Origin of the sequence: Candidatus Colwellia aromaticivorans (genome assembly GCF_003333305.1) — a bacterium.
Lineage (GTDB): Bacteria > Pseudomonadota > Gammaproteobacteria > Enterobacterales > Alteromonadaceae > Colwellia > Colwellia aromaticivorans.
Window position 1 is genome coordinate 31,406 of sequence record NZ_QOLD01000003.1, and the last position, 23,659, is coordinate 55,064.

The following is a 23,659-nucleotide window of genomic DNA, read 5'->3' on the forward strand; positions in this document are numbered from 1 at the left end:
GTCGATTCATTATTTCAATTGGTATCAGACTTGTTTTCTTCAACATTAACCCTAATATAAAATGCTAGAGTGCGTTTCAGCTAATACTCCTTATTACTATAAACAAAATACAAAAAGACAAGGCAAACATGGCAATTGAACATTTCTCCACACTAAAAGAACATTTATCAGCGCAAATCATTGGTCAACCTGCTTTTGTAGAAAACTTACTTATTGCCCTGTTAGCAAATGGTCATTTAATTGTTGAAGGGCCGCCAGGCTTAGCAAAAACCCGTGCTGTTAATGCGTTAGCTGATGGTCTAGAAGCAGACTTTCACCGTATTCAATTTACCCCAGATTTATTACCCGCTGATTTAACGGGTACCGATATATATCGCCCCGAAGATGGCACTTTTGTTTTTCAAGCGGGTCCTTTATTTCAAAATTTAGTGTTAGCTGATGAAATTAACCGTGCTCCTGCCAAAGTACAATCCGCTTTGTTAGAAGCGATGGCTGAAGGACAAGTCACTGTTGGGAGAAAAACATATCAACTACCAGAACTATTTTTAGTGATGGCAACCCAAAACCCGATTGAGCAAGAAGGTACTTACCCTTTACCTGAAGCACAATTAGACAGGTTTTTGATGCATTTAGAAATTGATTACCCTGATGCAGAAAGCGAATTAGAAATATTAAAACTAAACCGCGGTGAAGCATTAACTGGTGCTAATCACGAAAAACCATTATTAAGAGTATTGAGTCAAACAGAAATATTTGATGCAAGAAAGCAAGTACTTAATATTCATATGGCACCCTCACTTGAGGCGTATATGGTTGATTTAATTATTGCTACTCGCCAACCAGAAAAATATGACGAAAAATTAAAATCATGGTTAGCTTACGGTGCTAGCCCTCGTGCGACTATCGCTTTAGACCGGTGCGCTCGCGCTCGCGCGTGGTTACATAACCGAGATTATGTTAGTCCAGAAGACATTCAAGCCGTTATACATAATGTATTAAGACACAGAATAATTCTAAGCTACCAAGCCGAAGCCGAAGGTATTACGCCGAACCAATTATTAGACCACTTATTAAGCTTAGTTGCTGTTGCTTAGCGACGAGAAAAAGAAGTAATTTATGTGGTTTAAACAAAAAGATACGAGTAATAAACAAGATTCTTCGAAAATGAATTGTCAGCTGCAACTCGCGAGTATTAACAGTAATGGCGTTGCACTTGCCATGCCTGAGCTATTACATTATCAAAATAAAACCGCTTTAATTGATTTGTCGGCAAGAAAAAATATTCACGGGCAAATGTCCGGTAACTACTTATCGCGTAATAAAGGCCGCGGCATGGAGTTTGATGAGGTTCGTCATTACCAAACAGGTGATGACATTCGCGCGATTGACTGGCGAGTAACCGCCAGAACGGGAAAAACTCACACTAAGCTGTTTAGAGAGGAATTAGAACGTCCTGTGCTTATCGCTACCGATTTAAGTGCTAGCATGCATTTTGGTAGCCAACTGCTGTTTAAATCAGTACAAGCCGCTCATGTTGCCGCGTTAGTCGCTTGGCATGCAAAAAATCGTGGTGACCGTTTAGGTGGTATCGTTTTTAATCAAAACGAGCATTTAGAATTAAAGCCAAGAAGTCGTAAAGAAGGAGTCTTGCATTATTTACATGCGTTAACGTCTTTACACTTATCTCAACACACCTCGCAACATCAGCCATTATCTAAGGATAATTCAAATCATAACGCCAATAACAGCTCCAGTAGCAGCTCCAATAACCTAAGTTACTTTAGTGAGAACTGCGCTCGCGTAAGGCAAATAGCGAAACCTGGCTCACTGGTTTATTTAATTACTGATGCACAACCAATCAAAGATATGTTGATTCAAAACGCCGAACAACAAACCGCCTTAAGCCAAGAAAGTAGCGCTTTACGTCATTTAACACAAATAAGTCAACATTGTGAGTTGGTGGTTTGTTTGATTACCGACCCGCTTGAGCAAGAATTACCGACCAGTGCAGTGAAACTCAATGTAACGTTAACCGATGGAAATAATCGACAGCAGTTAACCTTAGGCGATAAAGACACCGCAACTAATTATAAGCAGCAAGCTGAAACCGTTTTTGAACAATGCTCAAAATTACTCACTAAAGCTGGTGCTAGAGTTATTAGTTTTAGCGCAGGACAAACGCTAGAACAACAAGTGAAAGAGGGAGCGCTGTTTTGCAATCAATAAACCCTAACCCTACGCAAACAAATGCTTTACCTGCTAATCCCTTAGCATTGAAAGATATTCATCTGCCTGAACAAATAACCAATTACCCCATAGCCTATGGTTGGTGGATATTAGCCGCGTTAATATTACTGGCAATTGTACTTATCATAGTAAAATTAAAACAAACAGCAAAGCGAAATCAAGTAAAAAAACAAGCATTGGCGCAGCTTAAAAATAATGTAGATATAAATAATAGCGAACTTATCTCCTTGCTAAAATGGGCGGCTATGCATTATTTTTCTCGTGTTGAACTTGCCAAGCTTTATGGTGAATCATTGCAACACTTTTTATTAACACAATTACCCGAAAAGCATCAAACACGCTTTACTGAATTAAGCGAGCAGGCTTTTAAAAATCAATATCAAGCGCATTTTCATAACGAAGTCGATACTAATTTCCAGCAAGCTACGCTACTTTGGTTAAAGCAAGCGCTTCCCCCAAAATCGACTGTACAACCGAAGCGAAATAACGCTAACATTCACAGTAACCGTAACACCAATCTAGATCAGCAAAGCAAAGGAGTCAGCCCATGATCTCTTTTGCTTGGCCTTGGTTATTTTTATTATTACCGCTACCCTTGTTAATTTATTGGCTCCCTCGAAAACGCAACAATCGCACGAGTGCGGCGCTAAGAATACCGCAATTATTGATAAATACATCGGTTAATTTCAGCACTCAAGCAAGTAAGAAATCACCACTGATCATTCTCTCTTTATGCTGGTTATTAACGGTAGTCGCTTTAAGCCAACCACAATGGTTAGGTGATGCCATCGATATTCCAACCGAAGGTAGAGAGATGATGATTGCCGTTGATTTATCCGGCAGTATGCAAATTGAAGACATGAATTTACACGGTAATACGGTAAACCGTTTAGATATGCTAAAAGTAGTACTAGGTGACTTTATTGAGCGACGTACAGGTGACCGCCTTGGTTTAATTTTATTTGCCGACGATGCTTATATGCAAACACCGATGACATTTGACAGAAAAACGGTTAAGCAAATGCTTGATGAAAGTGTACTCGGTTTAGTGGGCAGAAAAACCGCCATAGGCGATGCCATAGCACTAGCAGTTAAACGCTTTGATGCTAAACAAAAGTCAAACAAGGTTTTACTGCTATTAACCGATGGTCAAAATACGGCTGGGAAAATAACACCGGAACAAGCGCTTGAGCTAGCTATCGCTAAAGATATTACCATATACTCTATCGGTATTGGTGCAGAAGTAATGTTGCAACAATCTCTGTTTGGCACCCGTCGTGTTAACCCGTCCAGTGAGTTAGACGAGCAAACCTTAACTAAACTAGCACTGCAAACAGGTGGTAAATATTTTCGCGCCAAAGATAGCCAAGGTATGGAGTTAATTTATAGTTTGCTCGACCAACTTGAACCGGTTGAACAAGATCAGCAGCAAATGCGCCCATTAACCGCATTGTTTTACTGGCCATTGTCGTTAGCTTTTATATTGAGCACAGGGTACTTGATTGCTATTAACTTATCCCCTTTTATCCGTAGAACAATTTAGGTCTTATAATTTAGATAATAATGACATCATATAATTTATTTTTAGCACATTTTCATTTTGTCAGACCTTTTTGGTTACTGGCAATAATTGTATTATTTTTGGTGCTTTGGCAGTTAAAAAAACATCGTTTTCATCTATCGCCTTGGCAAAAGTTTTTACCTCCTCATTTAAGCGGAGTATTAGTGGAAGGCGCTAGCAATAGCTCCGCACCCAGCAAGCAACCATTCCATGAGCGCATTTTTTTAATTAAACCTTTTCTTATCGGCTTACTCAGTATTATTGCCCTTGCTGGCCCTGCTTGGCAAAAACTTCCACAACCTGTTTATCAAACCGAACGTGGCTCAGTACTTATCATGGATATGTCTTATTCCATGTATGCTACTGACATAAAGCCAAACCGTTTAACCCGTGCGCGCTTTAAAGCTGTTGATTTACTCAATAAAATTAACGATGGCGACGTCGGTCTTGTTGCCTATGCCGGTGACGCTTTCGTTATTAGTCCGTTAACACAAGATGTTAAAAACATTGAATTATTATTGCCCTCTTTAACACCTGAAATTATGCCAGAATTAGGGGCGAATTCTTATGCCGCTTTAACACTTGCCCATGAAATGCTTACCAATGCTGGCCACTTAACCGGTGATATATACTGGTTTACCGATGATGTTGACAATGATGAACTCAGTGATATTTTTGATTGGTCGAGTAAGTATAGTCATCGTCTAAATATATTAGGCATAGGTAGTCCAAATGGCGCGCCGATAAAACTACCATCAGGTGAATTATTAAAAGATGATAACGGCGCTATTGTTGTCCCTAGATTACCAACACAAAAACTTCAGTCACTTGCTTCTCGCGGACAAGGGAATTACCAAACCATTAGTAATGGTGATAGTGATATAGATAACCTTATCTTAACGTTTGATGTGTTAGACAAAAATAAAAATCAGCAACAGGAAAGTCAGCAAACAGGCGATCAATGGCAAGAGCAAGGTGCTTGGCTATTATTGTTAGTTCTTCCTCTTGCTTTAAGTTACTTTCGTCGCGGCGGCGCTATTTTACTATTACCGCTAACTTGCCTCCCCTTCTTGTTTTTACTCTCTTTTTCCTTGATTAGCCCTGTTTCTTACGCAAATGAAGAGACAGAAAACACGCCTGCCCCATCATTTGTACAAAAAACATGGCAAGATCTTTGGCAAACCAACGATCAACAAGCACAACGGCAATATAATCAAGAAGACTACCAAAGTGCTGCTCAGCTGTTTGAAAATTCACAGTGGCAAGGTAGTGCTCATTACAAAGCGGGTAATTACCAAGAAGCGCTTGATGCTTTTACACAAGGCGAACATGCCGATAGCGCCAACAGTCTTTATAATCAAGGTAATGCGCTAGCACAAATGCAAAAATATCAACAAGCAATTGATGCTTATGAACAGGCTTTAAAGAAAAATCCTGACTTGCAAGATGCCAAAGACAATATGGAAAAGCTTAAACAGCAGCAGAAACAAGAACAAGAAAAAAGCGATCAATCTAAAGACGACAAATCTAAAGACGGGAAGTCAGAAGACCAGGGTGATAAACAACAAAAACAAGACAATGATTCACAGCAACAAGAGCAAGATGAAAGCGATAAAAATCAAGAACAGCAATCATCAGAAGATTCAGATAACGAGTCTCAACAACAAAACGAGCAGCAAGAGCAAAAAGAACAATCCAAAAGTGAAAGCGAGAAAAAAGAAAACGAAGATGAATCTAAGCAAAAACAAGAACAGCAAGCTAAACAAGACGATGAGTCAACAGAACAAGATAAAGAAAAAACTGCTGCACAAATTGCAGCCGAGCAGCAAGCAAAAGAAACAACACAAAAACATCAGCAATTGTTAAATAAAGTAACCGATGATCCTTATTTATTATTACGCAACAAAATGCAATTAGAATATAAAAAACGCCGCCAAGACGGTGCTGGCCAAGGAGTAAAGAAAAAGTGGTAAATATGAGTTTAAAATTACTAATGCTACTGGCTATTTTTGCCGTTAGCCAGACAGCCTTCGCCCTGACAAAAGTTACTGCCAGCGTTGATGCTAACCCTGTTATAAGTAATGAATCAATTGTATTAACTGTTGTTGCTGATGACAGTGTTGAACGTGATAGCTTAGATACAACGCCTTTATTGAAAGACTTTATCCTCGCGCGAACCGAAGTGAGTTCACAAACCAGTATGGTTAATTTTAAAACAAGTAGAACAACGCGTTGGCAAATAGTGTTGATTCCAAGACAAACGGGTAACTTAATTATTCCCGCTTTAACCATTGATGATCATCATTCTAAAGCGATCAACGTGCAAGTCATCGAGCAAGATAGTGCCAACTCAACACAACAGCAAGATATTTTTATCACGACAGAATTATCAGCCAACGATGTTTATGTGCAACAGTTACTCGCTTTAACGATAAAATTACATATTGGTGTTCAACTACAACGCGGTAGTTTAACTGAGCCGAACTTAACTAATGCGACTATTGAGCAAATAGGTAAAGATATAGAAAGCGAAGGAATTGTTAATGGTAAACGCTACCGCATAATCGAACGAACTTACGCTATTACACCTGAGCAAAGTGGAAAATTCACCCTTGATACTCCGATGTTTTCAGGTGATGTTATGGTGCAGTCTAAACGCCGTTCTGGCTTTTTAAGCTTTGGCGAAACCAAGCCAGTAAATATTTCAGGAGATAAGCTCACCCTAAATGTTCGACCCATTCCAGATAGTTACCCAATAGATGCGACTAGCAGTTGGCTACCTAGTGAGTTATTAACTTTGCACCAAGAATGGCAACCTGTCTCTTCACAAGGCAAGAATGAGTTTAAAGTCGGCGAACCAATTACCCGTACTATCACGTTAACTGCAGCAGGCCTTGGTAAAGCTCAGTTACCTAAAATAACAATGAATGCGCCTAACGGCTTGAAAATATATCCAGATCAAGCAGAGCTACATTCAAACTTAACCAAAGAGCGATTAATTAGCCAAAAAAGACAAAATTTTGCGATTGTTGCAAGTCGTGCAGGAGAATACATTTTACCTAAAATCACCATTGCTTGGTGGAATACAGTAACAAACAAATATCAACAAGCCGTACTACCTGCGCAAACGATTACGGTGCGCGCTAATGCTGATCTACCCCAACCTCCTATAACAAACAATCCAGCAACAACGAACACCTTATCGAATTCTGTATCAAATAATCCATTAATAAATAACACAGCAGATCCCCTATTAACACAGCCAATTGTTATTGAGAAAACAAGCTATTTACAATGGTTATTTTTGGCTTTATGGGTACTTACTGCATTCGCATGGGCAACTCATGTGTTTTATTTAAAACGAAATAACTCGCTTAATACAGATAACGTCAAGCACCAAAAAATTAATAACCATTACCTTGCCTTAATGGCAGCCTGTAAACAAAATAATGCTGAACAAGCCTTAAGTTTAATTTTGCCTTGGTTAAATAACTTAAGTTCTCATCATGACAATATTGAAATATCTACTTTGGCAGCAGCATTAACACACATAAATAATGAAGCATTTACTTGTGCTATTAATGATGTTCAACAACACTTATATGGTAAAAAATCAGTTGAAAGCTCATGGGTTGGAGAAGACTTATTAAAAGCTATTCAACAGGTCAATGCAGCTGGTTTTGAGGAAAACACTACCAGCAAATTTACTTTAAATCCAAACTAATCTCAAAAAATGAAAGTATTTGGAAATAAAAAAACACCTGCTCAGGTCTTAGATACTGAACCTTCTAAAAACAGTGACAGCATGGCAACTAAACAAGTTAGGTACGAAGCACTAGTAAAGGCTCTGCACGGCGATTTATACCGATATGCTTATTGGTTAACGCATGAAAAGCAGGTTGCCGAAGATTTAGTGCAGGAGACATTTTTAAGGGCATGGCGCGCACTTGATTCATTGAAAGATGAAAAAGCAGCAAAGTCATGGTTGATTACCATTTTAAGACGCGAAAATGCAAGACGTTTTGAGCGTAAACGTTTTGATATGAGTGAATATGAAGAAGCCAGTGTTATGGATACAAAATCTACTACCACTGAGCAAATAATAGAGAATCAATGGCTAAGAGACAAAATAGCACAATTACCACCCGAATACTCTGAGCCATTGGTATTACAAGTACTGGGTGGCTATAGCGGTGAAGATATTGCTAGCATGCTTAGTTTGAATAAAAATACTGTGATGACACGTTTATTTAGAGCCCGTAACCAGTTAAAAGATGCTTTAGAAAAAGAGCCAGAAAAGATGAGGCTTCTCCATGAATGATAATCACACGAGTGATAGCGATATGCCTAAAATTAATACCCCCATTAACAAAATGGATGACTTGCAATATAGACGTAGCATATACGCTGATCCAACTAGCCAAGATGAAGATGTTATTGCGGCACAAGATGCAGATCCGGCTAAAAAACGACTTGCGCAAGAGCTTCACTTATTTGATGAAAAATTAAAGCAAGCCATGAAAGTTCCTGTGCCTGATGACTTATGTAACAAGCTACTGTTACGTCAAACATTAGCCAGCCATCAACAAGAAAAACGTAAATCTCGTGTACATTTAGCGCTCGCAGCTTCTGTTGCTATTATTGCTGGTTTAGTAGTAAATTACTTACAGTTTTCCAATAGTTACACTAATTTAGGTGATTATGCATTAGCGCATGTTTACCATGAACAAAACGATTTTTATAATGATGATAATAACCGAGTAAGCTTAACGTCATTGAATAAAAAAATGACTACCTTTAACGGCAGCTTTAGTGAATCATTAGGGGAGTTAATTTCAGCAGACTACTGTCGCTTTGATGGTATGAAAAGTTTGCATCTGGTTTTTCAAGGGTTAACCGATACGGTCACTGTATTTGTTGTGCCTAAAGAAGAGCATTTAGCCTTCACTAATAAATTTAGTGATAATAAGCTACAAGGTGAATCACTTGGTTTTAAACAGGCTAACATTCTTGTTGTCGCTGATAAAAATGAATCGCTAGAGCTTTGGCAACGTAAGATTAATGACAATATTTCTTGGTCTATATAATTAGCAACCTCATGGATATTCTCCTCTTTATACCCAAGTTAATAGTTAATAGTTAATAGTTAATAGAGTGAAGAATATCCTACAGGTTAGACTGCATTACTTGCAACATCATGGATCTTTTCATATATGCAAATTTTATTTCTTCCTGTAGATTTTGCTTGGTAGAGTGCTTTATCCGATCGAGAATAAATTTCATAGAATTCTTTATCACCCTCTGTATAAGTAGAAACCCCTAAGCTTACTTTTGGCTGAATTTCCCCAGACCAATCTCCAGTGATATAGGAAGAATCTATCAACATTCTTATTTTTTCAGCAATTAATTGTGCCGATTGACTATGCGTATTAGGAAGTAACACTGCATATTCTTCACCGCCAACTCTAGCGATTATATCTTCTTTTCTAAGTAAGCTTTTCGCTTTAGCTGCAACAAATTGAATAACGTGATCACCAACAAGGTGTCCATACTCATCATTTATGCCTTTAAATAAATCAATATCTATCATGATTAAAGACAGATTTTTATTATGACGAATTGATTCAGAGAGAAACTGATCTGCTAATTTAAAGAAAACACGACGATTAAACAAACCCGTCAATGGATCTGTTGTCGCCTCTATTTCTAACTTTTTTTGTAAATAGTGACTTTCAGTAATATCTGTTGAAACACAAAGAACACCTACAATTTCCCGATGGATATTAAAGATAGGCTTTTTTGATGACAAGTAAACTTTCTTTTCATCTGTCAGCTTGATAATGCTGACTTCTTTTTTTTCAATAGAATCACCAAAATTCAACACCCTTTCATCACTGTCTATCACATCAGAATAAGTTGAAAAATCAAAAAGTTCACTATCAGTCAAACTAAGTATTGAATCAAAATTTTCTTTAAAAAGAGCGGTTAATTTTTGATTGGCATAAATATATTTTTTATCTCTACCCTTAACTGAAACATAAGCACCCATATGATTTAAGACAAGCTGAGATAACTCTAAACTGGCTTCTAGTTTATCTTGTCCTATTGTTATCATATAAACTCCTTTTCAGTATAACGACAATACATTCTGTTGAATTGATACTCGAGCTATATAAAGCTTTAATTACACTGATATAAGAGTTTAGCTATACATTTTTTCCGCAATTGAGCAATTATCTGCGTTACAGTCGGAATTACAGCTATCAATTAAATTATTAATATTTTGTTCAATACGGTGTAAGTGTGCTATTTCATTTTTGATACTTTCTAACTTACTGTTAGCTAAATCATGAAATAACTTACATCCAGAAGATAAGTTATCAAGCGTACGTATTTCATTTAATGTAAAGCCTAAGCTTTTGGCATTAATAATGAATTTAAGTCGCTCTATTGTGTCAAATTGATACTGCCTAAAGCCATTTAATGGTTTTTCCGGTTGAGCAACCAACCCTTGACGTTGATAAAACCTGATAGTTTCAACACTGATCCCTACTGCACTGGCTAACTTGCCAATTGTCATTGTTTTGCCCATACCACTCCTTAACGCTACTTAACACAAAATGTAGCTAACACTTTTAAAATATAGACAAATTATCCATGTATACCCGTGACCATTCAAAGTGCAGGTTTCAGTGGGAGAAAAAAACGATTTAAACAAGGTATTGATTGCGGAGAATGGTTATTCCCTTGTCAAAATCAATAAGGCAGTATAAATCGTTTTTAGCCCCATCGGAGAAGTACCTGAGCAATCCCATTTTATTGTTGCGCCAAAGAAATAGGGAATAACCATGATTTAATTGACGTGCCTCAAGCTGAAATTGCTCATGTACTCTGAATCTAGCACTTTAAATGATTACGGGTATATAATAAACTCCGTACCTATGTACTAAGTCAACAATAAAGTTAATAAACTTTTACAAGCATGACAAAAAACCACTAATTTTTACATCGAGTTAACTGGTAGTTAACTGGTAGTTAACGTTGAGAGATAGGGAACGTCTTAATTTTTTGGGTTATATTTTATAAATAATGCTAAGTACCACAAAAAGTCTGATAATATCTATCGCCATCCTTTGGTAATTCTTGATATTTATTTGTCGCTTCTATTTCTTGATAAGGTGAACGCAATACTCGAAGGAACCCCTCAACCGTATCAGTAATGACTTCTTTCGTTGAATTTTTCATACAAGTTAAATCATTAGCAATAGCATTTTCACAGAATTCAAGTATTGCCTCAATGTGATGATTTCTCGGGATAACAACAGGGTTATTTTTTCTCATTAAATCTTGAGCTTGTTGATATTTATTTTGCGGATGACTTTCGTGTTCCAGCTCTTCTTGCCTAAGTACTACTAACCACGTTTGGTACCAATCACCCAATTTACTTTGTAGTTCTTGCGCTTTTACATCATCCGTTAAGGATTGTGTTAGCTGTAGAAAGGTTTGTGTATAGTCTAGGTTTTGCGTTTGCATTAGGGTTAATAAATCACTAATCAATGATTTATTATTTAAAGCCGTATCTTTTATACCAAGTTTTTTACCGTACATAGTGAAATACGCTACATCAAACTTATCCGTGTATTGATGGATCAGTGCTTCAACCTTCGTTAACGCCTGTTGCTCTTGTTCTTCTTTAGTGAGTTTCTTATCACTAACCTCTATCAATAACGGTATTAAACAATCCGCTAATCGAGCCATATTCCATTGTGCAATTTTCCCTTGGCTACCAAACGCATACCGACCATATTCATCGATAGAGCTAAAAACCTTATTTTCATTGTATTCCCCTAACATAGCACAAGGGCCAAAATCGAGCGTTTCACCGCAAATAGCGGTATTGTCAGTATTCATTACCCCATGAATAAAGCCAATGCGTAACCATTCAACAACTAAAGTGATTTGATTGCCAATAACACTCGCTAAAAACGCTAATATACGCTGATCAGACGATAGAGGAATATTACTTCCAGTTTTATCGGCATCTATTTCAGGAAAATGGCGCTTTATACTGTAATCAACCAATGCTTGTAATGATGTCATATCACCTCTAGCAGCAAAGTATTGAAAAGTACCAACCCGAATATGGCTAGCAGCAACACGGGTAACAACAGCGCCGGCTTTAGTTAAGCCTCTATTGATCATTTCTCCGGTAGCAGCCACTGATAAACAACGAGACGTTGGTACACCAAGTGCGAATAATGCTTCACTCATGATGTATTCTCTAAGCGCTGGCGCTAAAGCACATTTTCCATCGCCTCGTCTTGAAAAACCCGTTTGCCCTGAGCCTTTCAATTGAATATCCCGACGTGCATTATCTTTATCTATTACTTCACCAATTAAGTGCGCTCGACCATCACCTAATTGAGGATTAAAATGACCAAATTGATGTCCTGAATAAGCAAGTGCTATTGATTCAGCACCATGAGGCAGTTGATTACCAGAACAGTATTGAGACAACAATATATGATTATCTTGTACATTTTCAGGTATAAGCAAATTATTAGCTAATGCTTTATTCCATAATAAAAGTGTAGGTGATGTAACCTTTTCCGGTAAAGTTCGCTGAAAAAACTGTTCGCCTAACTTAATATAGGTATTAGAAAATTTCATTTATTTAACCTTTATTGCAACTTATTATTCACCATGGTTGATTTAATTATGAACTGTCAACATTTCATCATGTTTAGCTAAAATGGCTGCATCACTTTGTGGAGACATATTACTAACAATATAAATAACGAGTGAACATAAAATGAAGCCAGGAACTATTTCATACATTATTGAACTTAATGATTGACCGTCAATTTTAAGAGGAGCATAAATCCAAAACAGTACCGTTGCAGCGCCAGTGACCATACCTGATAATGCGCCATTTCTCGTCATTCTTTTCCAGTATAAACTGCCAATAACTACAGGGCCAAATGCGGCACCAAAACCAGCCCAAGCATTACTCACTAAGGATAATATTGAACTATCGCGATCATAGGCTAAATATATAGCGACTAGTGCAACAATAGCCACTGAGATGCGCCCAACTAAAACTTGTTGTTTGTCATTAGCATCTTTATGTAAAAAGGTTTTATAAAGATCCTCAGTTAACGAACTTGAAGTGACTAATAGCTGCGAAGAAATAGTACTCATAATTGCCGCTAATATAGCAGCTAGAAGAAAGCCAGCAATTAATGGGCTAAAAAGAATTTGTGATAATACGATAAAAATAGTTTCAGGATCATCAAGTGTTAATCCTGTTTTAGCGACATAAGCGATACCTGAAAATCCAGTGGCCATAGCTCCTATAATAGCCACGATCATCCAACTCATTCCTATACGACGTGCTGTTGGCATGTCTTTGACGTGACGAATTGCCATAAATCGAACAATAATATGTGGTTGACCAAAATACCCTAAGCCCCATGCCATTGAAGAAATTATTCCTATGACACTAACACCACTAAAAATATCTAACAGCTCAGGATTAATGTGACTAATGCTAGCTTGCATTTCCACCAAACCACCCACTTCATTGATAGTAACAACAGGTACTAATACTAAGGCAATAAACATAATACACCCTTGTACAAAATCAGTTAAGCTAACCGCTAAAAAACCACCAAACAGTGTATAGGCAACTACTACACCTGCTGTAACATACAAACCCACTTCATAGTTCAGCCCAAAAGAGCTTTCAAAGAGCTTACCGCCAGCAACAAGTCCACTAGATGTGTAAAGCGTAAAAAATACTATAATAACCACCGATGAAACTATACGTAACATGCGTGACTTATCATTAAATCGATTTTCAAAAAAATCTGGTAAAGTGATAGAGTCATTCGCCACTTCAGTATAGGTTCTAAGGCGCGGAGCAACGATAAGGTAATTTAAAAAGGCCCCAATAACTAAGCCTATCGCTATCCATAAACTACTCATTCCTGAGATGTACATAGCGCCGGGTAAGCCCATTAACATCCAACCACTCATATCAGAAGCGCCAGCAGAAAGTGCAGCAACACTTGGACTTAAGCTTCTACCGCCGAGCATATAACCAGAAACATCACTAGTGGATTTTTTATAGGCATAAAAGCCTATTCCTAACATAACAATGAAATATAGTGCTAAAGAAATTAACGTACCCAGTTCCAAACGATTCCCCTTTAAAAATATATAATTTGTAGCTAAAAATTTTTCCCTGCTACGCTATCAAGAACTCAGACAGAAATATACCTTAGCATTGATTATTCGTGAAAAAACAGGAAATCATTCCATAAATATAAAAAGATAATTTCCCGTTGAATCTTGCATCTTCAACAAGAACAGGTATATTTATTAGTAATTGTTTTTATTATAAAGAATTGCTCAAACTATGTACTTTTATGCCGCTAGACAGCCTATTTTAGACGCAAACAAAAATCTCTATGCTTATGAATTACTTTTTCGCGATAGCATCGATAATGTTTTTCCTGAAATTGATGGTGACGAAGCGACTAGCAAAATAATTGAAGCGAGTAAATTCAACATGGGTATTAGTGATTTTACTGGCAGTAAACCTGCTTTTATCAATTTCACTTTAGAAACCTTAATTCAAGGTTACCCTGAAATGCTAACCAATGAAGAAGTGGTTGTTGAAATACTAGAAACGATCAAACCGGGTAAAAAATTATTAAAAATTTGCAAAGACTTATATAGTAAAGGCTATATCATTGCTTTAGATGATTATGTGCACCAAAGTGTTTGGTCGCATTTCTATCCTTTTATCAAAATTATTAAAGTTGATATTCAAGACACCAATTTTGATGAAATTAAACAAATTATCGAAGCGGTTAAAGATCATCCTCATATTGAATTATTAGCCGAAAAAGTAGAAACGTATCAAGAATACGATCAAGCATTACAACTTGGTTTTAAGTATTTTCAAGGGTTCTTTTTTGCTAAGCCTGAAATGGTAAAAACTAAAAACTTATCACCATCCCAACTTGCTATGGCTGAATTATTATATGAAACCTCTAAACCTGAATTAGATTTAACTAGCATAACCAATGTTTTTGAACGCGATGTATCTTTATCCTATAAATTGCTTCGCTATGCTAACTCCGCGATGTTTAGGCGCCGCAGTGAAATATCAACGATTAAACAAGCATTAGTCATTCTCGGCTCAAGCGAATTAAAACGTTTTCTTGGTTTGATGTTTGCTGTGACTGCAAATCCAGATAAACCAACAGAATTGATAAAAGTAGCTATGACACGTGCTAAATTTTGTGAACTAGTCGCTAAAGATATGAAGTCTCAACTTGATGATTCCATCGCTTTTCTCACAGGACTATTATCTATGATAGACGCTATTTTAGATGAGGAGTTGGAAATTGTGCTTGAAAAACTACCGTTGTCAAACGAGATTAAAGAGCCTCTACTCACTCGAAAAGGCGCGATGGCAGCAATCATAAAGTTAGTTGAATTTATTGAACATGCTCAATGGGATAAAACGAATTTTATTATGGAAAGACTCCAATTAAACAAAGTTAAAGCCGTTAAGCATTATAACGAAGCTCTTGCTTGGGCTGATGAACAAAGTCATTTAGCTGGCTAACCTCTTACAATTAAATAACAGGGACGCACTTGATGTATCATAAAAAAAACACCTTAATAGTATCTACAGTCAGCTCGATTTTATTTCTCTATTCATTTTCATCTTATGCACAACCCATAGAGCTTTCAGCGCTAAAAGCTGAAGCAATAACCATTGTTAAACAATTTGGTGGCACATTAAAACCACAGTTAAAAAAAGCACTCGCTGAAGGTGGTGTGAAACAAGCTATTGAAGTATGTTCAGTAAAAGCGCCTGAAATAGCCAAAAACCTTAGTATGTCTACGCCGTGGCAAGTAAAGCGTGTGAGTTTAAAAACCCGCAATCACCACAACGCAACACCTGATGCATGGGAGAAATCAGTACTTGAAGAGTTCAATCAAAGACAACAGCAAGGTGAAAGTGCTAAAGCAATGGCTAAAGCGGAAGTTGTTAAAGATGAATTTCGTTTTATGAAGGCACAAGGTACAGAATCACTTTGTTTGACATGCCATGGCAGTGGGCTAAATGCAGAAACAAAAGCTGCGCTCAAACAATATTATCCAAAAGATCAAGCCGTAGGCTATTCATTGGGGCAAATCAGAGGAGCATTTAGTTTAACTAAAAAGCTTTAACTAAAAAGCTTTAACTAAAAAGCTTTAACTAAAAGAGCTAATCCAGCACTATCCACAAAGTAATTCCGAGCCTTAGCTCGGAATTTCAATGAGTAAAGTCGTTAGAATCCTTGTGGGTTTTCTGACTGCCAACGCCAAGTATCTGAAATCATGGCATGTAAATCTCTCGTTGCTTGCCAATCAAGTAGTTCATGCGCTAAATTTGCATCCGCATAAACGGTTGCTAAATCGCCCGCACGCCTAGGGACTATTTTATACGGAATATTTTGACCGCTAATTTCTTTAAAGGTATTAACAATTTCTAATACAGAAGTACCATTACCTGTACCTAAGTTGATCGCTTTACAACCTGATATTTTATCAAGATTTTGCAGCGCTTTAACATGGCCTTGTGCTAAATCAACTACATGAATATAATCACGCACTCCTGTACCATCTACCGTGTCATAATCGTCACCAAACACTTGTAATTGAGCCAGTCTACCAACCGCAACTTGAGCAACATAAGGCAATAAATTATTTGGAATACCGTTAGGGTTTTCACCAATAAAACCTGATTCATGGGCGCCAATAGGGTTGAAATAGCGTAAACAAGCAATAGACCAGTCACTGTCACTTTTTGCCAAATCAAACAATATATGTTCAATCATCAATTTAGTTTGACCATAAGGATTAGTCGCCGATGTAGGCATAGTTTCATTTAATGGTGAAGTATTATCACCATAAACTGTTGCAGAAGAACTAAAAACAAGTTTTTTAACGTTATGTGCTGCCATAACCTTAAGTAAAATAACCGTACCAGAAACATTATTATAGTAATAGCTAAGTGGTTTCTCACTCGACTCACCGACTGCTTTATGCCCAGCGAAGTGAATCACAGCATCAATACTGTGCAGACTAAATACTTCGTTCATCGCCTCATAATCACAAATATCAGCTTTAATAAAAGTAACTGTTTTAGCCGTTATTTTTTCAATTCGATCCAGTACTTTTGTAGAGGAGTTTGACAAATCATCCACAATAACAATATCTTGCTCATTTGCTAATGCTTGTAGTTCGACAACAGTGTGACTGCCAATATAGCCTGTACCACCTGTAATTAATAAACTCATGCTTTATCTTCCTTTTTAGCCTGCAACTTATACTTTATGCGTAATATTTTGACACGCTATCAAAGAAATCGCTAAGCATTTCTTGAGGTAACGCATTAATACCTGCCGCAGCAGCTCTACCACCACCTGTTGGAAAGCTAGCACATAATTCACCAGCACCTTGTTTGTTACTTAAAGGTGCCCTTAGACTAACGGTATAACTATTATCAGCATTTAAGGTAAGCACAGCATGTGCTTTATTAGGTGAAGCATTAGCTAAATCATTACCAAAAACACCACTAACACGTCTAGCCCATGCTTCATCGGCTAACTGTACCGCTTTAAAATTAGCATTTTCAACAAGCACATCGGCATTTTTAGCTTTATTCATATCCGCTAAATAAGCGTCTTTTAGCTGAGAAAAAACAGACCCTTGCTCATTGATTAGATCAAAGGGATCTTCATATTTTAATAACTTATGAAACAAATCTCCAGGATGAAAATGTAAATCATCGACACTACGACCATAGCCATTATAATTTATATAAACACCCAATTCTTTTAATAGCGATTGCTGCGCTAACGTTAAATTGTTCTGCTCAGCAAGTGTTTCAGCCGAGGTTTGCATATTATCGCCAAAAGCGGCAGCGATTGCCCAAGTAGCAAATTCTCCACCAAGATGGTTATTGACTAATAGACTAGTACAGGTATTCGCATCAGTATCGAGTAAACTGACTAACTGTTTTGACTGAGGAATATCACCCGTTCTATGATGATCAACATAAAAAACGTTTACCTCTTTTTCAAGCAGTTGAATCAAAGCATCAGTATTTTTTTCTAAAGATATATCTAATACCGTTACAGACGTTGCTATATTCACATCAACTTCTTTAAGTAAACTGATATCACGTTTTACACCCGTGATAAGTGTTGATTCACTCGGTTGTTGTTCTTTTTGAGACAAGCGAAGTTGTAATAAAGCAATAATGCCATCAGCATCGCCATTAAAAACATCATAATGCATGCTATTAGCTCTCGTTGGTTTCTTTGCTTAGTTCAATAAAACTTAGCTCGATAAAACCTTGCTCAGCTAAATAATTAACAATTTGCTGCGCACAACTCTGTATTGAATGTTCTGCGGTTTTGACATGAATTTCTGGATTTTGAGGTATGTCATAACTAGAATCTATGCCGGTAAAGTCTTTAATTTCACCCTTACGTGCTTTTTTATATAAACCTTTAGGATCACGTTGTTCACAAACGCTTATTGGCGTATCAATATAAACTTCAATAAATTCGCCTTGCGCTAATTTTTCTCTAGCACTTGCTCTGTCTTCACTAAAAGGGGAAATAAAGGCAGTAGAAACAATTAAACCTGCATCAAGAAAAAGTTTTGATACTTCACCAATTCGGCGAATATTTTCAACTCTGTCTTCATCACTAAAGCCTAAATCACCATTTAAACCATGACGAACATTATCACCATCAAGTAAATAACTATGACAGCCTAATTCAAATAATAAGGCATCTACAGCATTAGCTACCGTTGACTTACCTGAGCCACTTAAACCGGTATACCAAAGTAAACAAGATTTTTGCTGTTTTATACCCGCACGTTGTTCTTTAGTTATATGTTGTTCATGCCAAACGGTATTTTCTGTTTTCATTATAGTTACTCAATTTAAAATTTTACTGGAATAAAAGCATAATAAGCGAATGAAAATAGCCACTTATGTTATTTCTTTTAATTAAATACTCTGCTGCCTTTTAAAAAGGAAACATCAAGGGGATCATCAACATCACGGTGACACTGTAGACAATCGAAATGGGTAAGCCAAACTTTACAAAATCGGCTAATCGGTAATTACCTGCGTTATACACCATCACATTAGTTTGATAGCCATAAGGGCTAATAAATGAACCGCTAGCGGCAAAAGCTACTGCCATCACAAAAGGGATAGGATCAACGCCTAGGCCCAAAGCTATATTATACGCAATAGGGAATATTAAAGCTGCTGCGGCACTATTAGTTATCAATTCAGTCATTAATAAGGTTATAACAAAAATAGCAATAAACGCTAAGTAAACACTACTACCATCGAGAAGTTGTTTTATAGAATCCGCTATCATTGCCGCCAAACCAGTATTTTCAATAGCCGTTGCTAAGGTTAGCGCGCCAAGTACTATCATCCAAATTTCTAAAGGAAAACGACGCTTAATTTCATTTACCGTTAAGGCACCACTAAATATAAGTAAAGCAACATAAATAAATAAACAACTTAATAAGGAAATAGGCGTTAATACTGAGATAGCAATAGCCAGTATAAATCCCCAGACAGTCGCTTGATCACGCCAACCACTGAGCATATTGATGGCTTGATGACCGGATAATATAAAAAAGTTTTTTGATAGATTGGTACGACTAGAAAAATCTTGTCCTACGGCAAGAACCAAAAAATCACCTGACTGCAGGACAATATCACCTAATTTACCCGACAGTGCGCAACCTTCTCGACGAACAGCTACAACAGCCGCATCAAAGCGAGCTCGAAAGCCAGCTTTTTTCAAGGTCTTACCGGCAATAGCTGAATCTGGTTTGATTAACACTTCGGTTAAATTATCACGCAATAAATCATCTTGCTCAGCAAATAACGTTAAGCCATCAAACTGCTGCAATGTTAATACTTTGGAAATATCACCACTAAAGATCAACTTATCTCCAGCTTGTACTCTTTCTTCTGGTGTAACCGGCGTTATTAAACGCTCTTGACGCACTATTTCAACTAAAAATAGCGCATCTAAATTTCTTAAACCATTTTCTTCAATGGTTTTATTCACTAACTTAGAGTCAGAAGCGACTTCCGCTTCCAGTAAGTAATCTTGTGCTAACAATTGACTATGTTCAATATCAGGTAACGTTCTAGCCCGTAGAATCACTAAAACTAAACAAAGTAATAACGCCACTATGCCAATAGAAGTAAAATCAAAAAAGCTAAAACCAGCCACACCTTGTTTAATCAGTAGGCTATTAACAATAAGATTGGTTGAGGTACCAACGAGCGTAAGAGTGCCGCCTAAAATGGCAACATAAGACAGGGGTAATAACAACTTCCCAGGGTTGATCAACTTATTATTTTTGACACTATTAATAAGTGTTGCCACTACTGCGGTATTACTCATGATAGCAGAGGCGAATGCAGTGCCGATAAAAAGCCGCAGCATTGAATTAATTTTAGAACCATTAAATACACGATGGCTCATACGGCGTAAAATACTGGTACGTTCAAAAGCAAATGAACAAAGTACCAGTAAAATTAAGGTAACTAAACCCGGGTTTACCGCATTAGCGAGAATATCGTCAACACTAACAAAAGACAACGCTAAACAAGCAAGTACTGTTACTGAAAACACCCGTTCCGGTACTTTACTGTATTTAACTAAACTGACAAAAGTGACGATAAAAACCGCTATCATCAACCACTGTTCAACTGTCATTAACTGTCCTTAAATAAAATGCGCTAATATCTAAAATATTAACGCATTTATAATTAGCATTTTATAGAGTAATTTTATCTTGTACTCTATTTAGTAATGTCGCGCGCTCCCCAATGAGGGAACTGTTTTCGAACTAAGGCATTAAGCTCTAATTCAAATACTGAATATTCATGAGTATTCTCATCAATAGCATGATTTATCATGCCTGCACCGACCGTAACATTACTCAAGCGGTCAATAATTATAAAAGCGCCAGAGCCACGGTTTACTTGATAATCATCAAAATGCAACTCTTCGCTTATATCAAAGTCAACGATACCAATGTCATTCACCGCTAGCTGTGATGCTTGAACTTTTTCCATAGTATTAACGTCATATTTACTGACAATTTTACTTGCATGGCCCGTGGTCATTTTACTACCGTGTTTAATAAAATATTCACGACCTGGTTCAAGTTCATTTTCATGCATCCATACAACGGTAGCATTTAATTCTTTTGCAGAAGTCGGTACACTGCCTTTTTTGACAATCATTTCACCACGGCTGATATCAATTTCATCTTCAAGTGTTAAAGTAACTGCCATGCCTTTATCAGCACGGTCAATGTTACCATCAAAGGTAACAATTTCTTTCACAACACTTTCTTTGCCTGAAGGTAGTGCAACAATAGTATCACCAACCAATACATGGCCTGAAGAAAGAGTACCGGCAAAACCACGAAAATCTAAATTAGGACGGTTAACATACTGCACTTGGAAGCGTAGTTCAGTGAACTCATTTTTTTCGGCAACATCCATGGTATTTAGCAGCTTCATCATAGTAGCGCCAGGATACCAAGGCATGTTTTCACTTTCTTCTACAACGTTGTCGCCATTTAATGCTGACATTGGAATAAAACGGACATCAGAAAACTCAAGTGATTCAGTAAATTCACGGTATTCTTTTTTGATTTTTTGATATTGCTCTTGTGAGTAATCAACCAAATCCATTTTATTTACGGCAACAATAATGTGTTTAATGCCCAATAATGAACAAATAAATGAATGACGACGTGTTTGAACTTGCACACCGTAACGGGCATCAATCAAGATAATAGCGATATCACAGGTTGAAGCACCAGTCGCCATGTTACGAGTATATTGTTCATGACCAGGAGTATCGGCAATAATAAACTTGCGTTTATCAGTTGAAAAATAACGATAAGCAACATCAATAGTAATGCCCTGCTCACGTTCAGATTGTAAACCATCAACTAACAAAGCTAAATCAATCGCTTCACCGGTGGTGCCTGATTTTTTCGAATCTTTTTCAATGGCAGCCAATTGATCTTCAAAAATCATTTTTGAGTCATGTAATAAACGACCGATTAAGGTACTTTTACCATCATCTACGCTACCACAGGTTAAAAATCGTACTAACTCTTTGTTTTCATGTTGCTTTAAATAAGCTTGAATGTCTTCTTCGATTAAGTCTGATTGGTGACTCATAATTTTTTCCTTCGGAAATTTTAATCAAATAAAAATGGTATTGGGCAAAATGGCGGTTTAGCTTACTTATTTAGAAGTAACCTTCCATTTTTTTCTTCTCCATCGAACCCACACTATCGTTATCTATGACACGACCTTGGCGTTCAGAGGTTTTAGTTAATAACATTTCTTGAATAATTTCAGGTAAGGTATTTGCTGTTGACTCAACCGCCCCTGTTAATGGATAACAGCCCAACGTTCTAAAACGTACGCTTTTCATTTGAACTTCTTCATCTTCACCGATAGGCATACGATCATCATCAACCATAATTAAGGTGCCATCACGCTCAACTACAGGGCGTTTTTCAGCAAGGTAAAGTGGTACAATAGGAATGCTTTCTAAATATATGTATTGCCAAATATCAAGCTCTGTCCAGTTAGACAATGGGAAAACACGAATACTTTCGCCTTTTTTTACCTTACCGTTATAGATATTCCATAATTCTGGACGTTGGCTCTTTGGATCCCAACGATGCTTTTCATCACGGAAGGAATAAACACGTTCTTTTGCACGAGATTTTTCTTCATCACGACGAGCGCCACCAAAAGCGGCATCAAAACCATATTTATTTAACGCTTGTTTTAAACCTTGGGTTTTCATTACATCAGTATGCGTAGCACTACCATGAGTGAATGGTCCCATGCCCATTTCCATACCTTCAGGGTTTTGATGAACCAGTAATTCGAAATCATACTCTTTCGCCATTTCATCACGAAAAGCTATCATTTCTTTGAATTTCCAGTTGGTATCAACATGCAATAATGGAAAAGGTATTTTGCCTGGCGCAAAAGCTTTGCGGGCAAGGTGTAATAGGACGGCAGAATCTTTACCGACAGAATAAAGCATTACTGGGTTATCAAATTCAGCCGCTACTTCGCGAAAAATGTGAATAGATTCAGCTTCTAATTTTTTTAAATGGGTTAAATTCATTGCCACTACAAACGTTGATAAAAATTGATGGAACAATAATGCCATATCCAGTAATTTTTTTCCATATAACAAACACCTTTATTATAACCAAAAGGAATATTAAATTTATTTTTAGACATTTTTTACAAAGTAAAAAGTCAGCAGCTTGCTGACTTTCAGAAAAAAATTATTCTATCGGTATTATATTTTAAGGCGCTCCTTGTTATCACTTAAGACCTTTTCGCCTATACCTTTTATGTTTATTAATTCACTCACGGATTTAAACTCGCCTACTTGTTGCCTATACGCTAAAATCGCTTGCGCTTTCTTATGACCGATTCCTTTTAATGTCACTAAATCGTCGATAGTTGATTTATTTAAATGCACAAATTTCTGCATAACTTCAACATTAGTTGTTATTTTAGGTTCGGCAGAAATCACATTCGTAGTAAAAAGTAACGTGCTAGTCAGTAGTGCACAGATAAGTGCTTTAGGTGATACGTTTTTCATATTAATTCCTTGTAAATACATCCATTAATGTAAACCATCCGGATAAACATTCGTGCAACTTTCGTTC

The 23,659-nt window shown here is 37.0% G+C and carries 21 protein-coding genes; 10 read left to right on the forward strand and 11 right to left on the reverse strand.

The window, feature by feature from the left end; genetic code table 11:
- Window positions 1-128: 128 nt before the first annotated feature.
- The 8 genes from DWA31_RS00160 to DWA31_RS00195 all read left to right on the forward strand — a co-directional run bounded on the left by DWA31_RS00160 (window position 129) and on the right by DWA31_RS00195 (window position 8,895).
- Window positions 129-1,094, forward strand: coding sequence for an AAA family ATPase (locus tag DWA31_RS00160; protein WP_114324664.1), 966 nt, complete (start codon window positions 129-131; stop codon window positions 1,092-1,094).
- Window positions 1,095-1,116: 22 nt separating this feature from the next.
- Entirely contained in the window at window positions 1,117-2,226 is a 1,110-nt protein-coding gene (locus tag DWA31_RS00165; RefSeq protein WP_114324665.1) for a DUF58 domain-containing protein, read from the forward strand.
- Entirely contained in the window at window positions 2,214-2,798 is a 585-nt protein-coding gene (locus DWA31_RS00170) for a DUF4381 domain-containing protein (RefSeq protein WP_114324666.1), read from the forward strand. Before DWA31_RS00165 ends, DWA31_RS00170 begins: the two co-directional genes overlap by 13 nt.
- Complete coding sequence (locus DWA31_RS00175) at window positions 2,795-3,790, forward strand: vWA domain-containing protein (protein WP_114324667.1); 996 nt, start codon at window positions 2,795-2,797, stop codon at window positions 3,788-3,790. Before DWA31_RS00170 ends, DWA31_RS00175 begins: the two co-directional genes overlap by 4 nt.
- Before the next feature lie 20 nt (window positions 3,791-3,810).
- The gene (locus DWA31_RS00180) at window positions 3,811-5,781 is read left to right on the forward strand and encodes a vWA domain-containing protein (protein ID WP_114324668.1); all 1,971 of its coding nucleotides are present in this window, start codon (window positions 3,811-3,813) and stop codon (window positions 5,779-5,781) included.
- 2 nt (window positions 5,782-5,783) lie between these two features.
- Window positions 5,784-7,532, forward strand: coding sequence for a BatD family protein (locus tag DWA31_RS00185; protein WP_114324669.1), 1,749 nt, complete (start codon window positions 5,784-5,786; stop codon window positions 7,530-7,532).
- A gap of 81 nt (window positions 7,533-7,613) precedes the next feature.
- Window positions 7,614-8,129 carry a sigma-70 family RNA polymerase sigma factor gene (locus DWA31_RS00190; protein WP_114324724.1) on the forward strand — a complete coding sequence of 172 codons (516 nt, stop codon included), beginning with the start codon at window positions 7,614-7,616 and terminating at the stop codon, window positions 8,127-8,129.
- A complete protein-coding gene (locus DWA31_RS00195) occupies window positions 8,122-8,895 on the forward strand; it encodes a DUF3379 family protein (RefSeq protein WP_245942406.1) in 774 nt (257 codons plus the stop codon). Before DWA31_RS00190 ends, DWA31_RS00195 begins: the two co-directional genes overlap by 8 nt.
- A gap of 86 nt (window positions 8,896-8,981) precedes the next feature.
- Here the strand turns inward: DWA31_RS00195 and DWA31_RS00200 are convergent, their stop codons facing one another.
- From DWA31_RS00200 to putP, 4 genes are all read right to left on the reverse strand, one after another.
- The gene (locus tag DWA31_RS00200) at window positions 8,982-9,923 is read right to left on the reverse strand and encodes a sensor domain-containing diguanylate cyclase (RefSeq protein WP_114324670.1); all 942 of its coding nucleotides are present in this window, start codon (window positions 9,921-9,923) and stop codon (window positions 8,982-8,984) included.
- An 87-nt stretch (window positions 9,924-10,010) separates the two neighbouring features.
- A complete protein-coding gene (locus DWA31_RS00205; protein WP_114324671.1) occupies window positions 10,011-10,400 on the reverse strand; it encodes a MerR family transcriptional regulator in 390 nt (129 codons plus the stop codon).
- Between the two features lie 500 nt (window positions 10,401-10,900).
- Window positions 10,901-12,478 carry a protein adenylyltransferase SelO gene (locus DWA31_RS00210; RefSeq protein WP_114324672.1) on the reverse strand — a complete coding sequence of 526 codons (1,578 nt, stop codon included), beginning with the start codon at window positions 12,476-12,478 and terminating at the stop codon, window positions 10,901-10,903.
- A 42-nt stretch (window positions 12,479-12,520) separates the two neighbouring features.
- Window positions 12,521-14,008 carry a sodium/proline symporter PutP gene (gene putP, locus DWA31_RS00215; protein ID WP_114324673.1) on the reverse strand — a complete coding sequence of 496 codons (1,488 nt, stop codon included), beginning with the start codon at window positions 14,006-14,008 and terminating at the stop codon, window positions 12,521-12,523.
- Between the two features lie 220 nt (window positions 14,009-14,228).
- Between putP and DWA31_RS00220 the strand changes: the two genes are divergently transcribed.
- Together DWA31_RS00220 and DWA31_RS00225 are read left to right on the forward strand one after the other, a co-directional pair.
- Window positions 14,229-15,449: an EAL and HDOD domain-containing protein gene (locus tag DWA31_RS00220; RefSeq protein WP_114324674.1), complete on the forward strand. Its 1,221-nt coding sequence runs from the start codon at window positions 14,229-14,231 to the stop codon at window positions 15,447-15,449.
- Between the two features lie 32 nt (window positions 15,450-15,481).
- Window positions 15,482-16,060, forward strand: coding sequence for a Tll0287-like domain-containing protein (locus DWA31_RS00225; protein WP_114324675.1), 579 nt, complete (start codon window positions 15,482-15,484; stop codon window positions 16,058-16,060).
- Window positions 16,061-16,161: 101 nt separating this feature from the next.
- On the opposite strand, the gene galE is transcribed toward DWA31_RS00225, so the two are convergent.
- The 7 genes from galE to DWA31_RS00260 form a co-directional block, all read right to left on the reverse strand.
- Window positions 16,162-17,172, reverse strand: a complete 1,011-nt coding sequence (gene galE, locus DWA31_RS00230) for a UDP-glucose 4-epimerase GalE (protein WP_114324676.1) — start codon at window positions 17,170-17,172, stop codon at window positions 16,162-16,164.
- Window positions 17,173-17,206: 34 nt separating this feature from the next.
- A complete protein-coding gene (locus DWA31_RS00235) occupies window positions 17,207-18,175 on the reverse strand; it encodes a DHH family phosphoesterase (RefSeq protein WP_114324677.1) in 969 nt (322 codons plus the stop codon).
- A 4-nt stretch (window positions 18,176-18,179) separates the two neighbouring features.
- The gene (cysC, locus tag DWA31_RS00240; protein WP_114324678.1) at window positions 18,180-18,818 is read right to left on the reverse strand and encodes an adenylyl-sulfate kinase; all 639 of its coding nucleotides are present in this window, start codon (window positions 18,816-18,818) and stop codon (window positions 18,180-18,182) included.
- A 100-nt stretch (window positions 18,819-18,918) separates the two neighbouring features.
- Window positions 18,919-20,646, reverse strand: a complete 1,728-nt coding sequence (locus DWA31_RS00245; protein ID WP_114324679.1) for an SLC13 family permease — start codon at window positions 20,644-20,646, stop codon at window positions 18,919-18,921.
- A gap of 86 nt (window positions 20,647-20,732) precedes the next feature.
- Entirely contained in the window at window positions 20,733-22,133 is a 1,401-nt protein-coding gene (cysN, locus tag DWA31_RS00250) for a sulfate adenylyltransferase subunit CysN (protein WP_114324680.1), read from the reverse strand.
- A 70-nt stretch (window positions 22,134-22,203) separates the two neighbouring features.
- Window positions 22,204-23,103 (reverse strand): sulfate adenylyltransferase subunit CysD, encoded by a 900-nt coding sequence (gene cysD, locus DWA31_RS00255; protein ID WP_114324726.1) that lies wholly within the window; start codon window positions 23,101-23,103, stop codon window positions 22,204-22,206.
- Window positions 23,104-23,283: 180 nt separating this feature from the next.
- On the reverse strand, window positions 23,284-23,592 hold the full coding sequence (locus DWA31_RS00260; protein ID WP_245942407.1) for a ComEA family DNA-binding protein: 309 nt from the start codon (window positions 23,590-23,592) through the stop codon (window positions 23,284-23,286).
- Window positions 23,593-23,659: the final 67 nt, after the last annotated feature.